This window comes from Pseudomonas sp. DW-iso17 (genome assembly GCF_058725345.1).
This window is the reverse complement of record NZ_JBZXEA010000044.1, coordinates 179,657-204,455: the sequence shown is the minus strand read 5'-3', so window position 1 is coordinate 204,455 and position 24,799 is coordinate 179,657. Positions and strand designations below refer to the sequence as shown.

The window sequence follows — 24,799 nt, the reverse complement described above, 5'->3', positions numbered from 1 at the left end:
CTCCAGCCTTCGACCAACTACCAAGCAACCTAATTATTCCATTTGACATTCGCTGCCTAAGCAGTAACATCTCGTCACACATTCACTGCCTAGGCAGTAATAAGGTGACTTTCGATGCCTCACTTCACCCCTGACAACTTCCACAACTGCCACCTCGGCCTGTTGCTGGGCCGCGCCGCGATCCTCAAGGACCGCATCATCGACACCCATATGGAACCCCACGGCATTACCGCCGCGCAGTTCAAGGTGTTGATCATCATGGCCCAGTTCGGCGTCGATACCCCGGCCGAGCTGTGCCGCAACCTGTCCCTCGATAGCGGTTCGATGACGCGGATGCTCGACCGGCTGGAGCAAAAAGACCTGCTCAGCCGCAAGCGTTCCGAGCTGGACCGGCGCCAGGTGCAGTTGGTGCTGACCGCCGAGGGCCAGCGCCTGGCGGACATGCTGCCGCACATTGGCGCCAAGGCGCTCAACCAGTTGGCCGGCGTGCTTGAGCCGGGCGAGCTGGAAACCCTGGAGCGGATCCTGAAGAAAATGCTGATCGCTGCGGGTGACCCCATCACGATCCAGCGGGTAGGTAGATCATGAACACACGCGCATTCAGCCTGGTGCTGGCGGCGATGACGTTGGCCGGTTGCGCCAATTACAGCGGCCTCGACACCCAGGGCCAGCGCCTCGACGCCAACACCCTGCACACCGGCAAGTCCCTGAGCGGGGTGACGCTGTCGAGCGCCGCCTGGCCGGCCGCTGACTGGTGGAAAAGCCTGGGCGACCCTCAGCTTGACGGCCTGATCCAGGAAGCCCTGCAAAACAGCCCCGACATGCAAGTCGCCGACGCCCGTGCGCATCAGGCCGAAGCCGCCGCCTATGCCGCCAACGCCGCGCGTATGCCGACCGTGGATGCCAGCGCTGGCGTGAGCCGTTCGCGCCTGGCCAAGGACCAGGACCCACGCGGGCAGGGCGATGCCTATTCGACGGTGCGTAACATCGGCGCCAGCTTCAATTACAACTTCGACCTCTGGGGCGGCCAGCGCGCCGCCTGGGAAGCGGCGTTGGGCGAGGCCCGTGCTGCCGAAGTCGACCAGCAGGCCGCGCGCCTGACACTGGCCGCGAACGTGGCCAAGGCCTACAGCGACCTGGGCCAGGCGCATATCGTGCGTGACCTGGCCGTCGATGACCTCAAGCGTACCCGCCAGATGCTCGACCTGAGCAAGCGCCGCCTGAGTTCCGGTATCGACAGCGAGTACCAGTTCCAGCAGACCGAGAGCCTGGAAGCCAGTTCTCAGTCGCAACTGATTGATGCGGAAAAACAACTGCAAAGCGCCAAGATCGCGTTGGCTGTGTTGCTCGGCAAAGGCCCGGACCGCGGTGACGAGTTGGCGCGCCCAGCGGTGCTCAAACCCAGCGCCGTGGCCGTGCCGGCGGTGTTGCCTGCCGAGCTGCTCGGCCGTCGTCCGGACCTGGTCGCCGCACGCTGGCGCGTAGAGGCCGCGAGCAAGAACATCGATGCCAGCAAGACCCGCTTCTACCCCAACCTCAACCTGAGCGCGAGCGCCGGTGCCGAGTCGTTGCTGGGCGATGCGATGTTCGGTTCGGCCAGCCGCTTCTTCAATATCGCACCGACGATTTCGCTGCCGATTTTTGACGGCGGCCGCCTGCGCGCCGACCTCGATGCCCGCGACGCCGACTACGACCTGGCCGTGGCCCAGTACAACAAAACCCTGGTGCAAGCCTTGGGTGATATCGGCAGCAGCCTGTCCCAACTGCGCGACACCGGGCGGCAGATCCAGGCCCAGCAACATGCCGCTGACATCGCCCAGCAGTCCTACGACACCGGGGTGCAACGCTACAGCTCAGGCATCGGTAACTACCTGGATGTGCTCAGCATCGAACAGCAATTGCTACAGGCCCAGCGTCAGTTGGCCACCCTGAATGCGGCGCAGATCGACCTGTCGATTCAACTGATGCAGGCCCTGGGTGGCGGGTATCACGCCAACAGCGTGGCCGCGACCACCCCCGCAACACGCACGGAATAATTTGAGGTATTTGTCATGGCCACTGCCGACAGCAACAACGCAACCGAACAACCCAAAGACACCAACCCGCGCAAACGCAAAGTGATGCTCATTGGCCTGGCGCTGATCGTTATCCTCAGTGTGGTGGGCGTGTGGGCCTGGTATGAGTTCTACGGGCGCTTCAATGAAAGCACCGATGACGCCTATGTGAACGGCAACGTGGTGGAAATCACCCCGCTGGTCACCGGCACCGTGGTCAGCATCGGCGCCGACGATGGTGACCTGGTGCATGAAGGCCAGGTGCTGATCAACTTCGACCCCAACGACGCCGCCGTCGGCCTGCAGAGTGCCCAGGCCAATCTGGCCCGCACCGTACGCCAAGTGCGCGGTTTGTACAGCAACGTCGATGGCATGAAAGCCCAAGTCAATGCGCAGAAAGCCGATGTGCAAACCGCCCAGGACAACTACAACCGCCGTAAGACCCTGGCCCAGGGCGGCGCGATTTCCCAGGAAGAACTCTCCCACGCTCGCGACAGCCTGACCGCCGCCAAGAACGCCTTGACCAACCTTGAGCAACAACTCAAAACCACCAATGCCCTGGTGGATGACACGGTGATTTCGTCCCATCCCGATGTGCAAGCGGCCGCCGCGCAACTGCGCCAGGCGTACCTGACCAATGCCCGCAGCACCTTGATCGCGCCGGTCACCGGCTATGTGGCCAAGCGCACCGTGCAACTGGGCCAGCGCGTCCAGCCGGGCACGGCGCTGATGGCGGTGATCCCGCTGGACCAGCTGTGGATCGACGCCAACTTCAAGGAAACCCAACTGCGGGATATGCGCATCGGCCAGCCGGTGGATATCGAGTCGGACATCTACGGCAGCGACGTCAAGTACAGCGGCACCGTCGACAGCCTCGGCGCCGGCACCGGCAGCGCGTTCGCCTTGTTGCCTGCACAGAACGCCACCGGCAACTGGATCAAGATCGTGCAGCGGGTACCGGTGCGCATCCACATCAATGCTGAAGAGCTGGCCAAGCATCCGCTGCGCGTGGGCTTGAGCACCGTGGTGAATGTAGACCTGCACGACCAGAGCGGCCCGGTGCTGGCGCAACAGGCGCCGCAAAAAGCCTCGTTCACCACCAACGTGTATGACCGCCAATTGGCCGAAGCCGATGCCATGATCAACCAGTTGATCCATGACAACAGCGTCGCCGCTCCCAAGGCTGCGCAACGCTGATGAGCAATAACGCCTCGTTCACGCCACCCAGCCTGTTGATGGCCACTATTGGCCTGTCGCTGGCGACCTTTATGCAGGTGCTCGACACCACCATCGCCAACGTGGCGTTGCCGACCATCTCCGGCAACCTGGGGGTGAGTTCGGAGCAGGGCACCTGGGTGATCACCTCGTTTGCGGTGAGCAACGCCATCGCCTTGCCGCTCACCGGTTGGTTGAGCCGGCGCTTTGGCGAGGTGAAGCTGTTTTTGTGGGCGACCCTGCTGTTTGTGCTGGCGTCGTTCCTGTGCGGCATCTCCACCTCGATGCCCGAGCTGATCGGCTTTCGGGTGCTGCAAGGCTTGGTCGCCGGGCCGTTGTATCCGATGACCCAGACCTTGTTGATTGCGGTCTATCCACCGGCCAAGCGCGGCATGGCTCTGGCGTTATTGGCGATGGTCACGGTGGTCGCGCCGATTGCCGGGCCCATCCTCGGCGGCTGGATCACCGACAGCTACAGTTGGCCGTGGATCTTTTTCATCAACGTGCCCATCGGTATCTTCGCGGTGATGGTGGTGCGCTCGCAGTTGAAGAAACGCCCGGTGGTCACCAGCTATCAGCCGATGGATTACGTCGGGTTGTTGAGTCTGATTGTTGGGGTGGGGGCCTTGCAGATCATCCTCGACAAGGGCAATGACCTGGACTGGTTCGAGTCCAACTTCATCATCATCGGTGCGGCCATTTCGGTGATTGCCCTGGCGGTGTTCGTGATCTGGGAGATGACCGACAAGCACCCGGTGGTCAACCTGCGGCTGTTCGCACACCGTAACTTCCGGATCGGCACCATCGTGTTGATCCTCGGTTATGCGGGCTTTTTCGGCATCAACCTGATCCTGCCCCAGTGGCTGCAAACCCAGATGGGCTACACCGCCACCTGGGCCGGGCTGGCGGTGGCGCCGATCGGCATTTTGCCGGTGCTGATGTCGCCGTTCGTGGGCAAGTACGCGCACAAGTTCGACCTGCGCCTGCTGGCGGGCCTGGCGTTCCTGGCGATTGGCTTGAGTTGCTTCATGCGCGCCGGTTTCACCAACGAAGTGGACTTTACCCACATCGCCATGGTGCAGCTGTTCATGGGCATCGGCGTGGCGCTGTTCTTCATGCCGACCTTGAGCATCCTGATGTCCGACCTGCCGCCGCACCAGATTGCCGACGGCGCGGGGCTTGCGACCTTCCTGCGTACCTTGGGCGGCAGCTTTGCGGCATCGCTGACCACCTGGATCTGGATCCGCCGGGCCGACCAGCACCATGCCTACATGAGCGAGAACATGACCGTCTACGACTCGACCACCCGCGATGCGTTGCAGGCGCTGGGTGGGGCAGGGCAGAAGGCCTATACCCAACTGGACCAGATTCTCACCAGCCAGGCGTACATGATGTCCACCGTGGATTACTTCACGTTGCTAGGGTGGATGTTCATGGGCTTGATGTTGCTGGTGTGGCTGGCCAAGCCGCCGTTTACCGCAAAGGCCGGACCGGCGGCTTCGGGGCACTGATCATAAGGTCAGCGCGGTTCCTGTGGGAGCTGGCTTGTGTGGGAGCTGGCTTGCCTGCGATGCAGACACCTCGGTGTATCAGATGCACCGAGGTGATGCTATCGCAGGCAAGCCAGCTCCCACAGGTTGATCGGTGTTGTGGCAGAGATTCAGGCGCCAGGCAGCGCGAGCTGCGGGTTGACGAAATCAAACGCCGCCAGCTGAAAGCCTTGCTCATCCACCTGCAACGCCCAGCCTTGCTTGTCCCAGTCCCCCAGCACAATGCGCTTGGCCGCCTGGTCGCCGATCTGCAACTTATGGATGGCGGGGCGGTGGGTATGGCCGTGGACCAGGGTGCGCACGCCGAACTGCTGCATCACCCGTGGCACTTCTTCAGGGGTGACATCGACAATGTCGTTGGCCTTCATGCGCACCTGGGCGCTGCTCTCACTGCGCAATTTGCGCGCTAGCTTGTGGCGGGTGCCCAAGGGCAGGTGGCGCAGGATAAACAGCACAATCGGGTTACGCAGGATGCGCCGCAGCTTCATATAGCCGAGGTCGCGGGTGCAGAGGCTGTCGCCGTGCATCAACAGCACAGGCTCGCCATACAACTGCACGACCGTCGGGTCTTTGAGCAAGGTAGCGCCTGCCGCTTTGCAGAACGCCTTGCCGATCAGGAAATCGCGGTTGCCGTGCATGATGAAAATCGGGGTGCCGCTGTCGCTCAGCTCACGCAAAGCCTCGCAGATGGAGCGCTGGAAGGGGGTCATGCCATCGTCGCCAATCCAGGCTTCAAAGAAGTCCCCCAGAATGTACAACGCCTGGGCACCACGGGCGCGGCCGTGGAGCAGATCCAGAAACGCCCGGGTAATGTCCGGGCGTTCCTCTTCCAGATGCAAGTCTGAAATCAGCAATATCACGCTTCGATGATCTCGGCTTTCTCGACGATCACGTCTTCGGCTGGAACGTCCTGGTGACCGGCCTTGGAGGTGGTGGATACGCCTTTGATCTTGTCGACAACGTCAGTGCCTTGGGTGACTTTACCGAACACTGCGTAGCCCCAACCCTGCACGTTCTTGCCGCTGTGGTTCAGGAAGGCGTTGTCGGCGACGTTGATGAAGAACTGCGCGGAGGCCGAATGCGGCTCCATGGTACGGGCCATGGCGACGGTGTACTTGTCGTTGGAAAGGCCGTTGTCCGCTTCGTTCTGGATGCTTGGACGCTTGTCTTTCTTCTCTTTCATGCCAGGCTCGAAACCGCCGCCCTGGATCATGAAGTTGCCGATGACACGGTGGAAAACGGTGTTTTCGTAGTGGCCGGCTTTCACGTATTCAATGAAGTTGGCGACGGTGATCGGCGCTTTCTCGGCGTTCAGCTCGATGACGATGTCACCGTGGTTGGTGGTCAGTTTGACTTGAGTCATGTTCACTACTCTTTTCAGGGAATTCGTGGGTGTGGGCGCCTGGGCACCTTACCTGTCTGGCTAAACGACGGCCAAGGCGCGCAGTTTAGCGTGCCCTGCGGGAATTTCGAGGTGGTTTTTTACCGCCCGGGCAATTAATTGGCCGCGCTCTGTATGTGTCTTGACTGCTTCGGCTATTATGAGCCCTTTGTTTTATCTGGCCCCACCTGGCCATGCACCTGTCTGTTCAAGGATCCTATGAGCAAGCCCACTGTCGACCCTACCTCGAATACCAAGGCCGGACCTGCCGTCCCGGTCAATTTCCTGCGCCCGATCATCCAGGCGGACCTGGATTCGGGCAAGCACACGCAGATTGTCACCCGTTTCCCGCCAGAGCCCAACGGCTACCTGCACATCGGCCACGCCAAGTCGATCTGTGTGAACTTCGGCCTGGCCCAGGAGTTCGGTGGCGTCACGCACCTGCGTTTCGACGACACCAACCCGGCCAAGGAAGACCAGGAATACATCGACGCCATCGAAAGCGACATCAAGTGGCTGGGCTTCGAATGGTCCGGTGAAGTGCGCTATGCCTCCAAGTATTTCGACCAGTTGTTCGACTGGGCCGTCGAGCTGATCAAGGCCGGCAAGGCTTATGTGGACGACCTGACCCCGGAGCAGGCCAAGGAATACCGTGGCACGCTGACCGAGCCGGGTAAGAACAGCCCGTTCCGCGACCGTTCGGTAGAAGAGAACCTGGACTGGTTCAACCGTATGCGCGCCGGCGAATTCCCGGACGGCGCCCGCGTGCTGCGCGCCAAGATCGACATGGCCTCGCCGAACATGAACCTGCGTGACCCGATCATGTACCGCATCCGCCATGCCCATCACCACCAGACCGGTGACAAGTGGTGCATCTACCCGAACTACGACTTCACCCACGGTCAGTCGGACGCCATCGAAGGCATCACCCACTCCATCTGCACCCTGGAGTTCGAAAGCCATCGCCCGCTGTACGAATGGTTCCTGGACAGTCTGCCGGTTCCGGCGCACCCGCGTCAGTACGAGTTCAGCCGCCTGAACCTGAACTACACCATCACCAGCAAGCGCAAGCTCAAGCAACTGGTGGATGAAAAACACGTGCATGGCTGGGACGACCCGCGCATGTCCACCCTGTCGGGCTTCCGTCGCCGTGGCTACACCCCGGCGTCGATCCGCAACTTCTGCGACATGGTCGGCACCAACCGCTCCGACGGCGTGGTCGATTTCGGCATGCTCGAATTCAGCATCCGTCAGGACCTGGATGCCAATGCACCGCGCGCCATGTGCGTGCTGCGTCCGTTGAAAGTCGTGATCACCAACTACCCGGAAGGCCAGGTCGAGAACCTCGAACTGCCGCGCCACCCGCAGAAAGAAGAGCTGGGCGTGCGCAAATTGCCATTCGCCCGCGAAATCTACATCGACCGTGACGACTTCATGGAAGAGCCGCCCAAGGGCTACAAGCGCCTGGAGCCGAATGGCGAAGTGCGCCTGCGCGGCAGCTACGTGATCCGTGCGGACGAAGCGATCAAGGACGCCGATGGCAACATCGTTGAACTGCGTTGCTCGTACGATCCGGACACCCTGGGCAAGAACCCTGAAGGCCGCAAGGTCAAGGGTGTGGTCCACTGGGTACCGGCCGCTGCCAGCATCGAGTGCGAAGTGCGCCTGTACGATCGTCTGTTCCGCTCGCCGAACCCTGAGAAGGCGGAAGACAGCGCGAGTTTCCTCGACAACATCAACCCTGACTCCCTGCAAGTACTCACTGGTTGTCGTGCCGAGCCATCGCTTGGCGACGCACAGCCGGAAGACCGTTTCCAGTTCGAGCGCGAAGGCTACTTCTGCGCAGATATCAAGGACTCGAAACCAGGCACTCCGGTATTCAACCGTACCGTGACCTTGCGAGATTCGTGGGGCCAGTGATTTAAGGGAAACATCGTGCTAACGATCTACAACACGCTCAGCAAGACCAAAGAAGTCTTCAAGCCGCTGGATGGCAACAAGGTGCGCATGTACGTGTGCGGCATGACCGTGTACGACTACTGCCACATCGGCCACGGCCGCAGCATGGTTGCCTTCGACCTGGTGACCCGCTGGTTGCGTTTCAGTGGCTATGACTTGACGTACGTGCGCAACATCACCGACATCGACGACAAGATCATCAACCGTGCCAACGAAAACGGCGAGTCGTTCGATGCGCTGACCGAGCGCATGATCGCCGCCATGCACGAGGACGAGGCGCGCCTCAACATCCTCAAGCCGGACATGGAACCGCGTGCCACGGACCACATCCCTGGCATGCACGCGATGATCCAGACCTTGATCGACAAGGGCTACGCCTACGCCCCAGGCAACGGCGACGTGTACTACCGCGTCGCCAAGTTCATGGGCTACGGCAAGCTGTCGCGCAAGAAGATCGAAGACCTGCGCATCGGCGCGCGGATCGAAGTCGACGAAGCCAAGCAGGACCCGCTCGACTTCGTACTGTGGAAAGGTACCAAGCCGGGCGAGCCGAGCTGGGAGTCGCCGTGGGGCGCCGGGCGTCCGGGCTGGCACATCGAATGCTCGGTGATGTCCACCTGCTGCCTGGGCGAGACCTTCGACATTCATGGCGGCGGCAGCGACCTTGAGTTCCCGCACCACGAAAACGAAATCGCCCAGAGCGAAGCCGCCACCGGCAAGACCTACGCCAATGCCTGGATGCACTGCGGCATGATCCGCATCAATGGCGAGAAGATGTCCAAGTCCTTGAACAACTTCTTCACCATCCGCGACGTGCTGGAAAAGTACCACCCGGAAGTGGTGCGTTACCTGCTGGTGTCGAGCCACTACCGCAGCGCCATCAACTACTCCGAAGACAACCTCAAGGACGCCAAGGGCGCTTTGGAGCGTTTCTATCACGCGTTGAAAGGCCTGCCCGCGGTGGCACCTGCAGGCGGCGAAGCCTTCGTGGCACGTTTCACCGAAGTGATGAACGACGACTTCGGCACCCCGGAAGCCTGCGCCGTGCTGTTTGAGATGGTGCGCGAGATCAACCGCTTGCGCGAGACCGATATCGACGCAGCGGCGGGCCTGGCGGCGCGCCTGAAAGAACTGGCCAGCGTGCTGGGCGTGTTGCAGATGGAAGCCGATGACTTCCTGCAAGCGGGTGCCGAAGGGCGTGTGGATGCCGCTGAGGTAGATGCACTGATCCAGGCGCGTCTGGCGGCTCGCACCAATAAAGACTGGGCGGAATCCGACCGTATCCGCGACCAACTGACCGCGATGGGTGTGGTGTTGGAAGACGGCAAGGGTGGGACGACGTGGCGGTTGGCTGACTGATCGTTGAAAGCTGCACGCTGAATAAAAAAACGCCCCGACTGGTTCGGGGCGTTTTTTTGCACTCTCGTTCCCACGCTCTGCGTGGGAATGCATACCGAGACGCTCCGCGTCGCCCGCTCGCCCGAGTGGGGCGGACGCGGAGCGTCCTGGGCGGCGTTACCACGCAGAGCGTGGGAACGATCTGCGCTCCTACAAAAACATCAGCGGCGGCTGCTGACTTCGGCGGGGACGTCATCACCGGCCATGCGTTTGCGGAACAGCGCCGTTCGCGCCAGCAGCAGTGTGGTGACCGGCACGGTGATCGCGAGCAAAATCGGAATCAACCAGCCGTGCAACACCGGCCCGGATTTGAGCGTTGAAAAATAAATGATCGACGCCAACGCCACGCTCCACGCCCCCAGCGTCGAGGCCAGTGCCGGCGGGTGCATGCGTTGGAAAAATTCTTTCATCCGCAGCAAGCCAATCGCGCCAATCAAGGCAAACAGGCTGCTGAGCAACAGCAACGCCGCCACGATAATCTCAACCCATAACGGCATCATTCAATCACCTCCCCACGCAGCAGGAATTTGGCCAGGGCGAACGAGCCGACGAAGCCGAACAGCGCGATCAATAGCGCTGCTTCAAAGTAAGTGTCGCTGGCATAGCGAATACCCAGGGTCAGCATCATCAGCATCGCCAGGATGTACAGGTAGTCCAGCGCCAGTACCCGGTCCTGGGCCGAGGGGCCTTTGAACAGGCGCACCAGGGTCAGCACCATGGCCAGGGAGAACAGGAACAGGCTGAACAGGATCGCATTGGCGAGCAGGGCGCTCATTCGAAGATCTCCATCAGGGGCCGTTCGTAGGCGTGCTTGAATTGCTGGATAAACGAGGCTTCGTCATCCAGGTCGAAAACGTGCAGCAGCAGGATGCTGCGGTCCAGGGCCAGTTCCGACCAGACGGTGCCGGGGGTCACGCTGGTGATCATCGCCAGCACCGCCAGGCCGTTGGCGTCGCGCAGGTCCAGGGGGATCTTGATAAAGCGCGAGCGCGGTGGGCGTGAGCCGCAAGTGAGTACGCCCCAGGCGACGTGCAGGTTGGAGATGATTACGTCAAGGCCGACCCGGAAAAACAGGCGGATGATCACCCCAGGGCGACGGATGCGGATCGGCAGCGGGCGCAGCGGCGCCATCATCAGCGGCGCAAGAAAGCCCAACAGTGCGCCCAGCAGCAGGTTGCCGGGGCTGATCGACAAGTTCAGCACCAGCCACAATACCCACAACGCCAACGACAGCCAGGGAGCCGGGAACAGACGTTTCATGGCTGCACCTCCAGGGCGGCGGCCTTGGCTTCAGGGCTGGGCACTGGCCGGGTCGCGAGCACTGCCATCACGTAGTGTTCCGGGTTGTTCAGGCTTTGGGCGGTGGCCTGGGTGTAGCGCATCAGCGCCTCGGCCTTGAAGGTCAGCGCGATGCTCAACCCCAGCAGCAGGAAGATCGGCACACACTCGTAGCGGCGCAGCAGCGGTGATGGGCGTTCTTCCGGGGTCCAGAAGCGCTGGATGCCGAGGCGGGCGAAAGCGATGAGCGAGGCCAGGCCAGAGAGAATCAGCAGCGCCACCAGGCCCCAGGCCGCCGGGCGGATGGACTCGTCCACGGCGTTGCCCAGGCCCAGTGGGTTGATCAGCGCACTCAACAGGCTGAGCTTGCCGATAAACCCGGACAGCGGCGGCATGCCGATAATCAGCAGCGCGCACGCGATAAAGCTCAGGCCCAGGAAGGCCATGGTCCAAGGGATGACCTGGCCGATCACTGCTTTTTGCTCATCGTCCAGGTTCACGCCCGGGCGCGGATGCAGCGATTCCATGGCTTTGGGCAGCGCATCAATCTCCTCATCCAGCGGCAGGTCGTTGGCCGAACGCGAACGCTCGATCAACTCCGCCAGCAAAAACAATGCACTCAGTGCCAGGGTGGAACTGACCAGATAGAACAGCGCCCCCGCGGTCAGGCTCGGCTGGGCAAACCCTACCGCTGACAGCAGGATCCCGGCCGACACCAGGATACTCAGGCTGGCCATGCGCTCCAGGCGCTGCGCCGCCACCATCGCCAGTGCCGCGCAAATGATGGTCGCCATGCCGCCATACACCAGCCAATCCCCGCCAAACAGCGCCGAGGCGCCGGCCTGGCCGGAGAACAGCAGGGTCCACAGGCGCAGCACGGTGTACACGCCGACCTTGGTCATGATCGCGAACATTGCCGCCACCGGCGCGCTGGCCGAGGAATAGGCGGGCGCCAGCCAGAAGTTCAGCGGCCACATGCCGGCCTTGGCCAGGAACGCCGTAGCCAGGATCGCCGCACCGGCATGCAACAGGCCGCGATCCGCCTCCGGCACCAGCGGGATCTTCAACGCCAGGTCGGCAAAGTTCAGCGTGCCGGTGACGCCGTAGATCATCGCCGCGCCAATCAGGAACAGCGACGACGCCAGCAGGTTGATCGCAATGTAATGCAGCCCCGACGATACCCGCGCGCGGCCGGAACCGTGCAGCATCAGGCCGTATGAGGCGGCCAGCAGCACTTCGAAGAACACGAACAGGTTGAACAGGTCGGCGGTGAGGAAGGCGCCATACAGCCCCATCAGTTGGATCTGGAACAGGGCATGGAAGCTGGTGCCCGCACGGTCCCAGCGGGCCATGGCGAACAGCAGCGCGCTGACGCCGATAACTCCGGTCAGCACCAGCATCATCGCCGACAGTTGGTCCACCACCAACACGATGCCGAACGGCACCTGCCAGTTGCCCGGCAGGTACACGCCAATGGAGCCGGGGCCGCCTTGTTGCGTCCAGTACAAGAGCAGGATGGCCACGCCCAGGCCGACGATGCTGGAGCACAGATTGATCTGGGCTTTGAGCGGGCGGCGTTTCTCGCCCAGCATCAGCATCAGCCCGGCGGTGAGCAGCGGCAGCAGGATCGGCGCGACGATCAGTTGATTCATCCACGTCATTCCTTGGGCTCCCGGCCGTCTACATGGTCAGTGCCGGTGAGGCCCCGGGAGGCCAGCAGCACCACCAGGAACAACGCGGTCATGGCGAAGCTGATCACAATGGCCGTGAGCACCAGGGCCTGGGGCAGTGGGTCGGTGTAGTTGAGCAGGTCTTGGGGCACGCCGTCCTTGATGATCGGCTCCTTGCCGATAAACAGGCTGCCCATGCTGAAGATGAACAAGTTGACGCCGTAGGACAGCAGGCACAAACCCATGACCACCTGGAACGTCCGTGGCCGCAGGATCAACCAGACGCCGGAGGCCGCCAGGACCCCAATGGCTATTGCGATGACTTCTTCCATCAGGCGGCTCCTTCGGTTGCAGCAACCACTTTGGGCTGGTTGCTCGGTTTATGCGCGCGCACCGACTGGTGGCCGAGGGCGGTGAGCATCAACAGGGTCGAGCCCACGACCATGGCGTACACGCCGACGTCAAAGAACAGCGCACTGGCGATATGAATATCGCCCAGTAACGGCAGGCTGAAATGCCAGGTATGCGTAGTGAGGAACGGGTACCCGGCGAACAGCGCACCCAGCCCGGTCAAGGTGGCCGACAGCAGGCCGAAGCCCATCCAACGCATCGGCCGCAGGCTCATCTGCGCCTCGACCCACTGGGTGCCGGCAACCATGTATTGCAGGATAAACGCCACCGACATCACCAGCCCGGCGACGAAACCACCACCCGGTTGGTTGTGGCCACGCATGAACAGGTAGAACGACACCACCAGCGCAATCGGCAGCAGCAGGCGCACCAGCACCGCCGGCACCATCATAAAGCCCAGGGCGGTGTCGCTGGCCTGGCGCGGGTTGACCAGGTCGGTCGCCACGTCCGGCGCCAGTTGGCGCTGTTGGGGCGGCAACTCCATGCTTTCCTTGGATGGGCGGAAGCGGCGCAGCAAGGCGTACACGGTCAAGGCCACGGCGCCCAGTACGGTGATTTCGCCCAGGGTGTCGAAGCCACGGAAGTCCACCAGCATCACGTTCACCACATTGCTGCCGCCGCCTTCGGGCAGGGCACGGCTTAAGTAGAACGAGGAAATATCGTTGGGCGTCTGGCGGGTCAGCATCGCGTAGGACAACAGCGCCATGCCGCCGCCCACCGCGGTGGACAGCAACAAGTCGCGTACCCGGCGAATACGCGCCTTGCGCAGGGTATTGGGCAATGGCCAAACCTCCTCGATACGCCGTGGCAGCCAGCGCAGGCCAAGCAGGATCAACACGGTAGTGACTACTTCCACCACCAATTGGGTGAGGGCCAGGTCCGGCGCCGAGAACCACACGAAGGTGACGCAGGTCATCAGGCCGCACACGCTGACCATGGTCAGGGCCGCCAGCCGGTGGTACTTGGCTTGCCAGGCGGCGCCGAGGGCGCAGGCAATCGCCAGCAACCACAGGGTGACGAAGACGATGGACCCCGGGATTTTCGGGCGGTCGCCCCAGCTGAGGCCACTGTTGAACATCGGGATCATCGCGCCGATCACTGCCAGTAGCACCAACAGGAACAACTGGGTTTGCAGGCGCTTGGTGCTGATGCGTTTCTCGATCCGGCGCACACCGCGCATCATCACCACCAGGCAGCGCTCGAAACCGCGCTTGCCGTTGAAGTAGCCGATCAGCGGCGGGTATTCGAAGCGGCCACGCTTGAGTTGTTTGCGCAGCATCAGGTACAGCACCACGCCGCCGGTCATCGCCACCAGGCTCATGATCATCGGCGCGTTCCAGCCGTGCCAGATCGCCAGGCTATATTCCGGCAACGTACCGCCCACCACCGGCAGGGCGGCAGCGGCGAGGATCGAGCCGACCATCTGGGCCGGGAAAATCCCCACCAGCAGGCAGGTGAACACCAACAACTCGACCGGTGCACGCATCCAGCGCGGCGGCTCGTGGGGCGTGTGTGGCAAGTCGGTGGCGGGCGGGCCGAAGAACACATCCACGGTAAAACGCAGGGCATAGGCCACGCTGAATGTACCGGCAATGGTCGCGATCAGCGGCAGGGCGATTTCCACCCACTGAGTCGACGAGATAAACACGGTTTCGGCAAAGAACATCTCTTTGGACAGGAAGCCATTGAGCAACGGCACCCCGGCCATGGACGCGCTGGCGACCATCGCCAGGGTCGCGGTAAACGGGATCAGGCGCACCAGCCCGCTGAGCTTGCGGATATCCCGCGTGCCGCTTTCGTGGTCGATGATGCCCGCGGCCATGAACAGCGAAGCCTTGAAGGTGGCGTGGTTGAGAATATGGAATACCGCGGCAACAGCGGCCAGCGGGCTGTTAAGGCCCAGCAGCAGGGTGATCAGCCCGAGATGGCTGATGGTGGAATAGGCCAGCAGGCCCTTGAGATCGTTTTGAAACATGGCGCAGTAAGCGCCGAGGAGGAGCGTGAGGGCGCCGGCACCGCCGACGATCCAGAACCATTCTTCGCTGCCGGACAGCGATGGCCACAGGCGGGCCAGCAGGAACACGCCGGCCTTCACCATCGTCGCCGAGTGCAGGTAGGCCGAAACCGGCGTTGGCGCCGCCATGGCGTGGGGCAGCCAGAAATGGAAGGGGAACTGCGCGCTTTTGCTCAAGGCGCCGATCAGCACCAGGGCGAGCATGACCGGGTACAGCGAATGCGCGCGAATCTGATCGCCCGCCGCCAGCACCTGGTCCAGATCATAGCTGCCGACGATATGCCCCAGCAGCATGACCCCCGCCAACAGGCACAGCCCGCCGGCGCCGGTGACCATCAGCGCCATATACGCCCCGCGTCGCGCATCGGCACGGTGGTGCCAATAGCCGATCAGCAGGAACGAGAACAGGCTGGTCAGTTCCCAGAAGAATACGATCTGGATCAGGTTGCCGGAGATCACCAAACCCAGCATGGCGCCCATGAACGCCAGGAAAAACGCAAAGAAACGCGGCACTGGGTCGTCCGGCGACATGTAGTAGCGCGCATACAGCGACACCAGCGTGCCGATGCCCAGCACCAGCATCGAGAACAGCCAGGCAAACCCATCCATGCGCAACACGAAGTTCAGCCCCAGGCTGGGCAACCACATGAATTCTTCGCGGATCACGCCACCGTGGGCGATCTGGGGGTAGAGCAGGGCGACTTGAATAGTACCGACCAGCGCCACAAGGCCGGCCAACAGGGATTCGGTGTTACGTGCGTTATGCGGCAGCAAGGCCGCCAGACAGCTGCCGATAAAAGGCAGAAGCAGTAGAACTATCAGGGACATAGGCTTCTAATCTGCGGGAGTTTGGGATGCATCATACGTGCCGCTTTCATGATCACCAAACGGCAAGATGTGGCAGGATCCTACAAAGTAGGCTGAAACCTCCCATTTGGCACTGTTTCAACCTCCCTCTGAACTGAAATGCCGACCCTCTGGGAGCCGGGCTTGCCCGCGATGACCATAGACCTGGCACTCCAGCGTTCCCAGGTTAGCCCTGACGCTCCTGTTCCAAGGCATCTGCCAGCTCAACGGCCTTTTGCCCCTTAGTCTTCAACTCACTCACAATCACCGCCAGCACAATCAACACCGCACCCAGCATCGCGATTGGCGGGAACCGTTCCCCGGCGATCCGCCCCACAACGCCTGCCCACACCGGCTCACCGGCATAAATCAACGTCGCCCGCGTTGGCGAAACACTTTGCTGGGCCCAGTTCATTGCCACCTGGATCACCGCACTGGTCAAACCCAGGCCTACGGCGCTGAACAGCAGCAACCACGAAAAGCCGGGTAACGCCTCGCCCATCGGCACCACCATCATGAACGACAGCACTGAAGCCGTGGCCAATTGCACAACGGTCACCCGACGAATATCCACTTGGCCGGCAAATGCGCTGATCAAAATGATCTCGGCCGCTATGGCCACTGCACCGATCAAGGTGGCGATTTCACCCGCGCTGAAATTCAGCGAGGCCCCCGCCGGGCCGGTCAACAGCATCAACCCGGCAAACGCCAACATGATGCCGATGCTGGGCATCAAGCCGGGGCGACGGCCCAGCACCAGCCACTGCAACAGCGGTACGAACGGCACATACAAGGCGGTGATAAACGCCGATTGGCTGCTCAAGATGGTTTGCAGGCCAATGGTCTGCAAACCGTAGCCGAACATGATCGCCACCCCGATAAACACTCCGGCCTTCAATTCGAACAGGGTCAGGTCGCGCAGGGTGCGCAAGGAAAAGAACCCCACCACAATCGTCGCGGCTGCGAAGCGCAGGCCGACAAAGAACATCGGCCCGCTGACGGTCATGGCGTGCTGCACCAGTAAAAAGGTGCCGCCCCAGATCATGGTGATCACCACCAGGATGCATTCGGCTTTACTGAAACGGTTGAAACGCGAAGGGGAGTTCGGGGCGGTCATGGCGGCTCGGTCTTGCAAGGGGAAAGCACGGACCGCACAATGCGCCGCACGCTGGGCAGTATACTGCGCACACCCACCTATTGAGCAATATAGTGCACAAAGAAAATCCGCAACGGGCTTCGGTCCTGCAGCACGTCAGCCAGAACGTTCGTCGCCTGCGCCATGCCGCCGACTTGAGCCAGACCGCGCTCTCGGAAAAGTCCGGAGTCAGCCGGCGTATGCTGGTGGCGATTGAGGCGGGGGAGAAGAACGTCAGCCTGTCGACCCTGGACCGTGTCGCCGAAGCGTTGGACGTGGCGTTCAGTGACCTGATCCAGGCGCCGGATGTGCGGGACCACAGCCGTATCAACGAGCTGGCCTGGGCGGGCGAGATTGTCGGCAGTAAGGCAGTGTTGCTGGCCAAGGCCACGGCACGGCGTGAAGTCGAATTGTGGGAGTGGCGGCTTGAGCCTGGTGATCGTTATTGCCCGGACCCTGATTTGGAAGGGTGGAGCGAGCAACTGTTTGTGTTCGAGGGCAGCCTGACGCTGGTGATAGGTGATCAGGAAACTGTCATCGAGGCTGGAGAGTTCTTTATGTTCGCCAGCCACCAGCCCCATGCTTATCGCAATGATGGGAGCGCGGCGGTACGGTTTGTTCGAAATGTGGTGATTTGAGCAACAATAAGGGCGAACTGGCATGAGTGAATCCACCCGCGTTGCAGACGTACTGATCATCGGTGGTGGCCTGAGCGGCACGATGCTGGCCGTGCAACTGCTGCGCCTGCCGGGCACGCGGCGCATCCTGATAGTCGAACCCCGTGCGGAACTGGGGCGCGGCGAAGCCTACAGCGCGGTCGAATTGGGCCATACGCTAAACGGCAATGCGGCGCGCATGAGCGTTGACCCGGACAACGCCGACGACCTGACCCAATGGCTCACCGACTACATCAGCGCCGGCGGATGGCCCGAGTCGTACCAACAGCATGTGCCCATCAGCGAACTGTTCCCGCCGCGGGGGCTTTTCGGCCTGTACGCCCAGAAGCGTCTGGCGCAAGCCAAGGCAGTGTCCACCTCGATCGTCGAGCACATCCGCGCCGAAGGGGTAGACCTGCAAGTCGACCCCACCTCGGCGTTGTTGACCCTCGATACTGGCGAGCAACTGCGCGGCGCCTGTGCGGTATTGGCCACCGGCATGTTTGCGGCGGCGCGCACTCCGCAGACCGAGTCCACAGGATTGAATGCCGCCGCGTTGGACCCTTGGGATGTCCCCGCGATGACTCGTCTCGACCCACAATCGACCGTACTGATCATCGGCTCCGGCCTGACCATGGTCGATGCAGTAGTCTCCCTGGAACAAGCCGGGCATCGCGGACCTATCGAGGTTTTTTCGCGCCACGGCTTGTTGCCCCATGTACGCCGGCAACCGCCGAGCTGGGACGACTTCCTCGCCGCTGACCACAGCCTGAGCAGCCCCCGACAATTGCTGCGTGAGGTGCGACGCCAATGCCAGCTCGCGCTGAGGCAAGGCATTGACTGGCAGGCACCGCTGGACACGGTGCGCGCGCACATAGCACGCCTGTGGAGCCAGGCCAGTGAGGCTCACAAGCGCCAGTTCGTGCGGCATGTACGGCCTTGGTGGGAAAGCCATCACCACCGTTCGCCGCCCTTGAGCGCGCAGTTGGTGGCGCGGTTGCAGGAGCAAGGGCGATTGCGGATTCAGGCGGCGTCGTTCAAGGGCTTGGTGCCGTCGCAAGAGGGAGTTGCCATTGCGGTGCGCTACCGTGGCGAGGATGTGATCACCCAGGTGTTGGGCGCTGCGCTGATCAATTCCAGCGGCATCGAATACGACTGGCGCCGGGTGGCCCGGCCTTTACCGCAGCAACTGCTCAAGCGTGGGTTGGTCCAGCCTGGGCCGCTGGCGCTGGGGATTGCGGCGGATGCAACGGGGGCGGTGCTGGATGCTCGCGGCCAGGTCAGCCAGCGACTGTTCGCCATGGGGCCGCCGTTGCGGGGCATGTGGTGGGAGAGCACGGCGGTGACCGATGTGGCCCTGCAGGCCAAGGCGCTGGCCGCCAGGCTGGCACAGCGCTGAATGTGGGAGCTGGCTTGCCTGCAAAAGCGCTAGTGCAGAACAGATGCAGTGACTGACACACCGCTTTCGCGGGCAAGCCCGCTCCCACATTGTGTTCTCCTTTTATCTTGAGATTTTCACAAACCCGGATGTCAGCCCAAACACCTCAACCCCCTGGGGCGTCGATTGCCCAGGGGTCACTTTCACCCGCTGCACCGGTTTATCCATCGCCGCCCGATACTCCACCGTCATGTCCGCCTGGATCGCCTGGCTGGGAATCACGATCGCCTGGTCATTGTTATAAGTGACAATCGTCAACCGCGCACTCATGCCCAGACGCACCCGCTGCAACTGCTGGGGCGTCAGGGTGGGGATCGACAAGGTCACCGGAAACTGCGCGCTGCCCTGGCTGTCGCTGGCGATGGCCAGGCCGCTGACCACACTGACTGAACCCGACAGCCGCTCGCCATCAAAGCCATCGCCCATGACTTCAACGGCCTGACCCTGACGCAACTGGTTGATATCCAGCTCTGAGACTTTGGCGACGATTTTCAAGCGTTCGATATTGGCCAGGCCGAACAGCACCTGGCCCTGGCTGACCTTGCTGCCGGCCTGCACCGGCGCGTTGTTATTGCCGCCACCTTGAGCGGTATTGGTGTTGCCGGGCGCCGGTACTACGATGCCGGAGAAGGGCGCCTTGACCTCCTTGCCTTCGAGCAGTGTTTGCAAGGCTTGGTACTTCACCGTGGCATTGGTCAGCTCCATCTCGGCGATCTGCCGGTATTCGCCCTGGCCTTGGTCCAGGGCTTGTTGCAGCTCACTGCGCGCCGCCACCAAGTCCAATTGCTGTTGCTGGGTTTGCTGTTTGAGGTCATCCAGTTCGTTGCGCGGGATGATGCCGCGCTTGAACAGGTTTTCGCTCTCGGTGAGTTTGCGTTGGGTGTTGCCTGCGGTCATTTCAGCGGTGCGTAAACTGCGACGGGCGCGGCTGACGGTGGGGCTGCTGCCCCAGTCCTGCATTTCCTGCACGGTACGCCGGGCCTTGAGTTGCGCGGAGAGGGCGTCGCGCAGCTGTATTTCAAGCGTCGCCGGGTCCATGCGCAACAGGACCTGGCCGGCCTCGACGCGCTGGCCTTGTTCGACCAGGTTGGCCAGCACATTGCCGTCGAACGGTGCTGTCAGGACGACGGTGGTGTCAGGCTCGATCTTGCCCACCAGGCCGATCTGGTGCACCAATGGGTCGGGCTTTACGGCCAGCCACTGTTCGCCTGTAGCCGCTTGCTCAGCCCCGCTGCGTTGAATGAGCAGGCCGGCGGCCGCGCCGGCCAACAGCAGGATCAAGGCAACGGCCAGCAGGGATTTTCTGTTAGTAGTCATTGAGGGCAATTTCCCAACTTTCCAGCGTCATGCCCAGGGTCAGATCGAGCTGGGTCTGGGCGTTCAAATAAGCGATCAGCGCATTGAGCTGGGCATTTTCGGCGTTGCGCAGGTCGGTCTCGAAGCTCAGCACCTGAAAGTTGGTGGAGCGCCCGGCGCTGAGCTTTTCCCGCTCGATCTCGATCTTGCGTCTGGACAACTCCACGGCGCGCTTGGAGATTTCATATTGGCGCCAGCGGGTGCCGAGGTCACGCACCACATTGTTGACGTTACGCTCCAGTTCCTGACGAGCGTCGGTAATGCGGATTTCCTGATCCTCCACATTCACCCGCGCACGCACTTCGGCCTGGCGCGTGCTGATATCGCCGATGGGGATCTGCACCTGCACCCCGGCGTAGCTGTCCCAGGTGCGGTTATTGTCATGGCCGTTGTCGTTGTCGGTGGCGGCGTGCACCTGGTTGGCGCCGGCGACCAGGTCCACTTGCCAGCGCCCGGAGTCCTTGGCGATCACCAGGTTGAGGTCGGCCTGCTGGCTGCCGAGCAGGGCGGCGAGGTATTCCGGTTGCTGGTTTTGCGCGAGGTTGAAGGCCTGGCGTTTGTCGATCTCCAGGGGGGTGGCTTCCAGCGCCTCGGTGGCACGCACCGGTGTCGACAGGTCCAGGGCCAGCAGGCGCAGCAACGCCAGGCGGCTGGTGTCGAGTTGGTTGCGCGCTTCTTCCACGCCTAATTGCTGGGTGGCGATATCGGCTTCGGTCTGGACGATCTCGAACTCGGCCATGCGCCCGGCGCTGATCAGCGCTTTGTTCACCTCCAGTAAAGTAGTGGAGCGTTTGAGCGCTTCCTGGACGATCACCAACTGTTCCTGAGCGCGCAACAATTCGCGGTAGGTGGCGATGATCTGGCTGATGGTCTGCGCCACGGTGGCTTTGAGGTTCAGGCGGTTGGCCTGCTCGGCCAGGCGCGACAGGCGCAGCGGTGCGGTGGTGGCATCCCAACCGGCCCCGCGCATCAGCGGTTGGATGATCGCCAGGTCCAGGCCGTCGCTGCGGTAGCGGCCGGCGCGGTTGGCGTTGTTCAACTGCTGGGTCCAGGCCATGCTCAAGCGCGTGCCGTATTCGCCGAGCAGGCTGCTGGTGGGCGCGACGTTGGCGTTGCGCGCATTGTCTTGGGAGCCGCGGGTGCTGCGGTAATAGCTGTTGAGGGTGAGCTTGGGGTTGAACACGTCTTCGGCCACGCGCAGGTCGAACTTCTGCGCCACCCGTTGCAAGTAGGCGCTGCGGATCGCCGGGTTATTACGCAGGCCCAGGTACACCGCGTCCCCCAGGGTCATGGTAGTAGCTTGGGCGTTCAGCGAGACGCTACGCTCGTAGCCGCTGCGGGTAGTGCTGGGGGCCTGAGGGGTGATCACCACATCGGCGGCCATGCCCGGCAGGCTGATCAGCATGAGCAGTGCCAGGTACTTATTCATCGCGCAGGGCCTCAACCGGCTGCAAGCGTGAGGCCGACACCGCCGGATAAATGCCAAAGAACAACCCCACCAGCAACGTGCTGCCCACGCCCAGGGGCAGCGCGGCCACCGCCAGGGAAAACGCCCAGCCCGACAGCCACGCATACACCCAGGCGGCAGACATGCCCAGGACTGCGCCGCACAGGGCCCCCACGGCGGTGAGGGTGACCGCTTCGAGCAAAAACAGATTACGGATGTCCCGCTGGCGTGCGCCCAAGGCCATGCGGATGCCGATCTCACGGCGGCGTTCCGAGACGTTCATCAGCATCACGTTCATCACTCCGACACCGCCGCCCACCAGTGAGATTGCGCCGAGGGCCAGCAGCAGATAGGCGAAGGTGCGGCTTTGGCGGGTCATGCCATCGATCATTTGCTGGGGCACTGTGATGTCGACGCTATGGTCGGTGAGCTGGGGTTGCAGCGCGGCGGCGGCATCCTTGGCGATACGTTCCATGTCCTGTCCCGGCGCTGCGCGAATGATCAGGTTGTTGATCTGCGGGTTGGCGTAGATGCGGCGCATGCCCTCGGCGGGAATAAACAACGATTCGTTGGCTTGCACCGGCATCAGCATGGCCCTGGGCTGGTTGCGCAGGATGCCCACCACCAGAAACAGGTAATCGTTGATACGCACACGGTCGCCCAGTTGCAGCGGGTCACCTGGCGCGCCAAGGGCCTGGGCGAGTTGGTCGCCGATCACTCCGTAGGTTTCGTTGGCATCGAAGGGTGACAGGAAGCGCCCCTCACGCAGCGCCAGGCGCATGGCGCCCTGGATGCCCGCAGTACTGCCGACAAAGTTGGCATTGGCGGTCCGCCCATGAAACACAATGGGCCCGCTGAACAGGCTGAGCGCGCCGATATGGGCAATGCCCGGCACTGCCTGGCGCACCGCGTCGAGGTCGAGCTGGGTGCGCATCGGCACGTTGCTGCTGCCCTTGGGTGGGAACTGGGCGATGAGGGTGTCGGTACCCATGTCCTTGAAAATCATCGCCGCATCCACCGCCGCGTTGTGGCCGATATTGATCAGCGCCACCACCGAGGAACTGCCGATGACGATCCCCAGGAGCGCCAGGATCGAGCGCTTGCCCAAGGTACGCAGGCTGATAAACGCTTCATGCAGCAGGTGGCTGAGGCTCTGCTCGACCCGCAGGCTCATGGGCGCCCGGCCTCACGCACCACGCCATTGCGCACCAGGATCTTGCGCTCCAGGCGGTCGGCAATGTGGGGGTCGTGGGTGACGATGATCAGCGTCACCTGTTGTTCACGATTGAGGTTCAACAGCAGGTCCATGATCTCTTGGGCGGTGGTGCTGTCGAGGTTGCCGGTGGGTTCGTCGGCCAAAATCACCGAGGGGTTGCCTACCAGGGCGCGAGCAATGGCCACGCGCTGGCGCTGGCCGCCGGAGAGGTCGGCGGGGCGGTGGTGGGCGCGTTCGGCGAGGCCGACTTGTGCGAGCATGCGCTGGGCGTGTTCCACCGATTCATGCCGCGACACGCCGCGATAACTCAAGGGCAGTGCGACGTTGTCCAGGGCACTTAGGCGTGGCAGCAGGTTGAAGCTCTGGAACACGAAGCCGATCTGCTGGTTGCGAATCGCCGCCAGCTCATCGGGGGTGGCGTTGAAAATATCGTGGCCGGCAAAGTGGTATTGGCCGCAGTTGGGCAGGTCCAGCAGGCCGAGGATGTTGAGCAGGGTGCTTTTGCCGGAGCCGGAGGCACCGAGGATACCGCAGCTGTCACCGCTGGCGATGGACAGGCACACGTCATTGAGAATGTTCAACTCTTGCCCGGCGAGCTGATAGCGCTTGCCGATGCCTTGCAGGGAAATCAAGCCGGGTTGCGCGGGGGTCTGTGTCATCATGACTACGCCTGCAGTCTCGACGGTGCCGACTTGCTCCCCGAAAACCCTTGTAACAAGTTCGGAAGCTGCCTGTACGCGTCACGGACTGGTTTTATTTCTTGTTTTTAAAATATTGTTTGAATAGTAACTGCCTTCCTGACGCTTCGCCAGCCACGGAGGTAGAGCGGTTTTCTCTCTCGAAGCGATTTCGCCGTCACCTGTGTGTGGCTCACAAAAATCCCATACCTGGTCTCAAAAGCCCGGTTATACAGGCTTTGGAAGATATGGCGGAGTGTCACTACTTGCTTTCGACGGGCCGCCCCGGTATAAAAAATCAAATTATTTTTTAAAACAATATTTCCGCCGTGGAATCCATATGGTCGCGAAGAAACTCAGCGCTCCAAACGTTACCAAGACTCGACTGCTGGATGCGACAGAGGCTCTTTTTATCAAGTACGGCTATGACGCCGTGTTGCTACGGCAGATAACCGAACGCGCCCAGGTCAACCTGGCGGCGGTGAACTACCACTTCGGGGACAAGGACTCCCTGATGAAAACCCTGCTGATGCAGCGCCTGGAGCCGCTCAACGAGCAGCGCCTGGAATTGCTTGCGCGCTGTGAAGCCGAATCCGATGGCCCACTGGACTGCGACACGCTACTGGGCGTGCTGTTTGCCCCGGCCATGGGCCTGGAGCGCAGCGACCCAGCCAGCGGGGAAGGGCGTTCGTTCATCCGCTTCCTGGGCCGGGTCTACAGCGACACGTCGCCGTTCATTCAGGAATACCTCAAGGTCCATTACCAGCCGGTGTTCCAGCGGTTCTTCGAAGCCTTCGCCCTGGCCTTGCCGGATTTGCCACGTAATGAACTGGGGGTGCGCCTGCAATTTGCACTCAAGGCCATCTCCGGGGTCATGGCCGGCACCGAACTGCGCTTGCTGATGAACTCCATGAGCCTGGGCCGCCCCGCCACGGATGCCGAGGTGATGGCCAAGCTGATTACCTTGGTGTCGGCAGCGATCCGAGTGCCGCAGCAGAGTGCAGAGGCTGAAACGGCGTTGGCGAAGGTGCTGGATACCCAGCGCGCCATTCGCGAACAAGCCACACGCTGAAGCCAATCCTCAAACCCCTGTAGGAA

General features: G+C 62.1%; 22 protein-coding genes. 9 read left to right on the top strand and 13 right to left on the bottom strand.

The features are described from left to right. The first annotated feature begins 114 nt into the window (after positions 1-114). The 4 genes from AC4PS6_RS23280 to AC4PS6_RS23265 are packed head-to-tail and all read left to right on the top strand — an operon-like array spanning position 115 to position 4,780. The gene (locus tag AC4PS6_RS23280) at positions 115-588 is read left to right on the top strand and encodes a MarR family winged helix-turn-helix transcriptional regulator (protein ID WP_014718945.1); all 474 of its coding nucleotides are present in this window, start codon (positions 115-117) and stop codon (positions 586-588) included. After that, the gene (locus AC4PS6_RS23275; protein WP_166406078.1) at positions 585-2,036 is read left to right on the top strand and encodes an efflux transporter outer membrane subunit; all 1,452 of its coding nucleotides are present in this window, start codon (positions 585-587) and stop codon (positions 2,034-2,036) included. Before AC4PS6_RS23280 ends, AC4PS6_RS23275 begins: the two co-directional genes overlap by 4 nt. Positions 2,037-2,051: 15 nt before the next feature. After that, complete coding sequence (locus AC4PS6_RS23270; RefSeq protein WP_034127907.1) at positions 2,052-3,251, top strand: HlyD family secretion protein; 1,200 nt, start codon at positions 2,052-2,054, stop codon at positions 3,249-3,251. Then, positions 3,251-4,780: a DHA2 family efflux MFS transporter permease subunit gene (locus AC4PS6_RS23265; RefSeq protein ID WP_020302329.1), complete on the top strand. Its 1,530-nt coding sequence runs from the start codon at positions 3,251-3,253 to the stop codon at positions 4,778-4,780. Before AC4PS6_RS23270 ends, AC4PS6_RS23265 begins: the two co-directional genes overlap by 1 nt. A gap of 149 nt (positions 4,781-4,929) precedes the next feature. Here AC4PS6_RS23265 and lpxH read toward each other — a convergent pair whose 3' ends face one another. Together lpxH and AC4PS6_RS23255 are read right to left on the bottom strand one after the other, a co-directional pair. Next, a complete protein-coding gene (gene lpxH / locus AC4PS6_RS23260; RefSeq protein ID WP_003192177.1) occupies positions 4,930-5,679 on the bottom strand; it encodes a UDP-2,3-diacylglucosamine diphosphatase in 750 nt (249 codons plus the stop codon). Beyond that, positions 5,676-6,182, bottom strand: coding sequence for a peptidylprolyl isomerase (locus AC4PS6_RS23255; protein ID WP_014718940.1), 507 nt, complete (start codon positions 6,180-6,182; stop codon positions 5,676-5,678). Before AC4PS6_RS23255 ends, lpxH begins: the two co-directional genes overlap by 4 nt. A gap of 237 nt (positions 6,183-6,419) precedes the next feature. On the opposite strand from AC4PS6_RS23255, the gene AC4PS6_RS23250 reads away from it, so the two are divergent. Together AC4PS6_RS23250 and cysS are read left to right on the top strand one after the other, a co-directional pair. Next, on the top strand, positions 6,420-8,120 hold the full coding sequence (locus AC4PS6_RS23250) for a glutamine--tRNA ligase/YqeY domain fusion protein (RefSeq protein WP_014718939.1): 1,701 nt from the start codon (positions 6,420-6,422) through the stop codon (positions 8,118-8,120). A gap of 15 nt (positions 8,121-8,135) precedes the next feature. Continuing rightward, on the top strand, positions 8,136-9,518 hold the full coding sequence (cysS, locus tag AC4PS6_RS23245) for a cysteine--tRNA ligase (RefSeq protein WP_032902823.1): 1,383 nt from the start codon (positions 8,136-8,138) through the stop codon (positions 9,516-9,518). 200 nt (positions 9,519-9,718) lie between these two features. Here the strand turns inward: cysS and AC4PS6_RS23240 are convergent, their stop codons facing one another. From AC4PS6_RS23240 to AC4PS6_RS23210, 7 genes are all read right to left on the bottom strand, one after another. Next, entirely contained in the window at positions 9,719-10,057 is a 339-nt protein-coding gene (locus AC4PS6_RS23240) for a Na+/H+ antiporter subunit G (RefSeq protein ID WP_014718935.1), read from the bottom strand. Next, positions 10,054-10,332, bottom strand: coding sequence for a K+/H+ antiporter subunit F (locus AC4PS6_RS23235; RefSeq protein WP_003192168.1), 279 nt, complete (start codon positions 10,330-10,332; stop codon positions 10,054-10,056). The genes AC4PS6_RS23240 and AC4PS6_RS23235 overlap by 4 nt, the downstream gene beginning before the upstream one ends. Further along, positions 10,329-10,817 (bottom strand): Na+/H+ antiporter subunit E, encoded by a 489-nt coding sequence (locus AC4PS6_RS23230; protein WP_014718934.1) that lies wholly within the window; start codon positions 10,815-10,817, stop codon positions 10,329-10,331. The genes AC4PS6_RS23235 and AC4PS6_RS23230 overlap by 4 nt, the downstream gene beginning before the upstream one ends. Further along, a complete protein-coding gene (locus tag AC4PS6_RS23225; protein ID WP_014718933.1) occupies positions 10,814-12,496 on the bottom strand; it encodes a monovalent cation/H+ antiporter subunit D in 1,683 nt (560 codons plus the stop codon). The genes AC4PS6_RS23230 and AC4PS6_RS23225 overlap by 4 nt, the downstream gene beginning before the upstream one ends. Beyond that, positions 12,493-12,837: a Na+/H+ antiporter subunit C gene (locus AC4PS6_RS23220; protein WP_003192163.1), complete on the bottom strand. Its 345-nt coding sequence runs from the start codon at positions 12,835-12,837 to the stop codon at positions 12,493-12,495. Before AC4PS6_RS23220 ends, AC4PS6_RS23225 begins: the two co-directional genes overlap by 4 nt. Next, complete coding sequence (locus AC4PS6_RS23215) at positions 12,837-15,758, bottom strand: monovalent cation/H+ antiporter subunit A (protein WP_336826973.1); 2,922 nt, start codon at positions 15,756-15,758, stop codon at positions 12,837-12,839. Before AC4PS6_RS23215 ends, AC4PS6_RS23220 begins: the two co-directional genes overlap by 1 nt. Before the next feature lie 205 nt (positions 15,759-15,963). Next, positions 15,964-16,893 carry a DMT family transporter gene (locus tag AC4PS6_RS23210; RefSeq protein WP_019819413.1) on the bottom strand — a complete coding sequence of 310 codons (930 nt, stop codon included), beginning with the start codon at positions 16,891-16,893 and terminating at the stop codon, positions 15,964-15,966. A gap of 92 nt (positions 16,894-16,985) precedes the next feature. Between AC4PS6_RS23210 and AC4PS6_RS23205 the strand changes: the two genes are divergently transcribed. Both AC4PS6_RS23205 and AC4PS6_RS23200 read left to right on the top strand, forming a co-directional pair. Then, positions 16,986-17,549 (top strand): helix-turn-helix domain-containing protein, encoded by a 564-nt coding sequence (locus AC4PS6_RS23205; protein ID WP_038450543.1) that lies wholly within the window; start codon positions 16,986-16,988, stop codon positions 17,547-17,549. 22 nt (positions 17,550-17,571) lie between these two features. After that, a complete protein-coding gene (locus tag AC4PS6_RS23200) occupies positions 17,572-18,966 on the top strand; it encodes an FAD/NAD(P)-binding protein (RefSeq protein ID WP_336826972.1) in 1,395 nt (464 codons plus the stop codon). Positions 18,967-19,068: 102 nt separating this feature from the next. On the opposite strand, the gene AC4PS6_RS23195 is transcribed toward AC4PS6_RS23200, so the two are convergent. The 4 genes from AC4PS6_RS23195 to AC4PS6_RS23180 are packed head-to-tail and all read right to left on the bottom strand — an operon-like array spanning position 19,069 to position 23,686. Further along, a complete protein-coding gene (locus AC4PS6_RS23195; protein ID WP_102666589.1) occupies positions 19,069-20,322 on the bottom strand; it encodes an efflux RND transporter periplasmic adaptor subunit in 1,254 nt (417 codons plus the stop codon). Next, a complete protein-coding gene (locus AC4PS6_RS23190; RefSeq protein ID WP_492181016.1) occupies positions 20,312-21,790 on the bottom strand; it encodes a TolC family protein in 1,479 nt (492 codons plus the stop codon). The genes AC4PS6_RS23195 and AC4PS6_RS23190 overlap by 11 nt, the downstream gene beginning before the upstream one ends. Beyond that, positions 21,783-22,982 (bottom strand): ABC transporter permease, encoded by a 1,200-nt coding sequence (locus AC4PS6_RS23185; protein ID WP_336826971.1) that lies wholly within the window; start codon positions 22,980-22,982, stop codon positions 21,783-21,785. Before AC4PS6_RS23185 ends, AC4PS6_RS23190 begins: the two co-directional genes overlap by 8 nt. Beyond that, positions 22,979-23,686, bottom strand: a complete 708-nt coding sequence (locus AC4PS6_RS23180; RefSeq protein WP_019819404.1) for an ABC transporter ATP-binding protein — start codon at positions 23,684-23,686, stop codon at positions 22,979-22,981. Before AC4PS6_RS23180 ends, AC4PS6_RS23185 begins: the two co-directional genes overlap by 4 nt. A 355-nt stretch (positions 23,687-24,041) precedes the next feature. Here AC4PS6_RS23180 and AC4PS6_RS23175 point away from each other — a divergent pair, with 355 nt between their 5' ends. Next, positions 24,042-24,773 (top strand): TetR/AcrR family transcriptional regulator, encoded by a 732-nt coding sequence (locus tag AC4PS6_RS23175; protein ID WP_014718925.1) that lies wholly within the window; start codon positions 24,042-24,044, stop codon positions 24,771-24,773. Positions 24,774-24,799 lie beyond the last annotated feature (26 nt).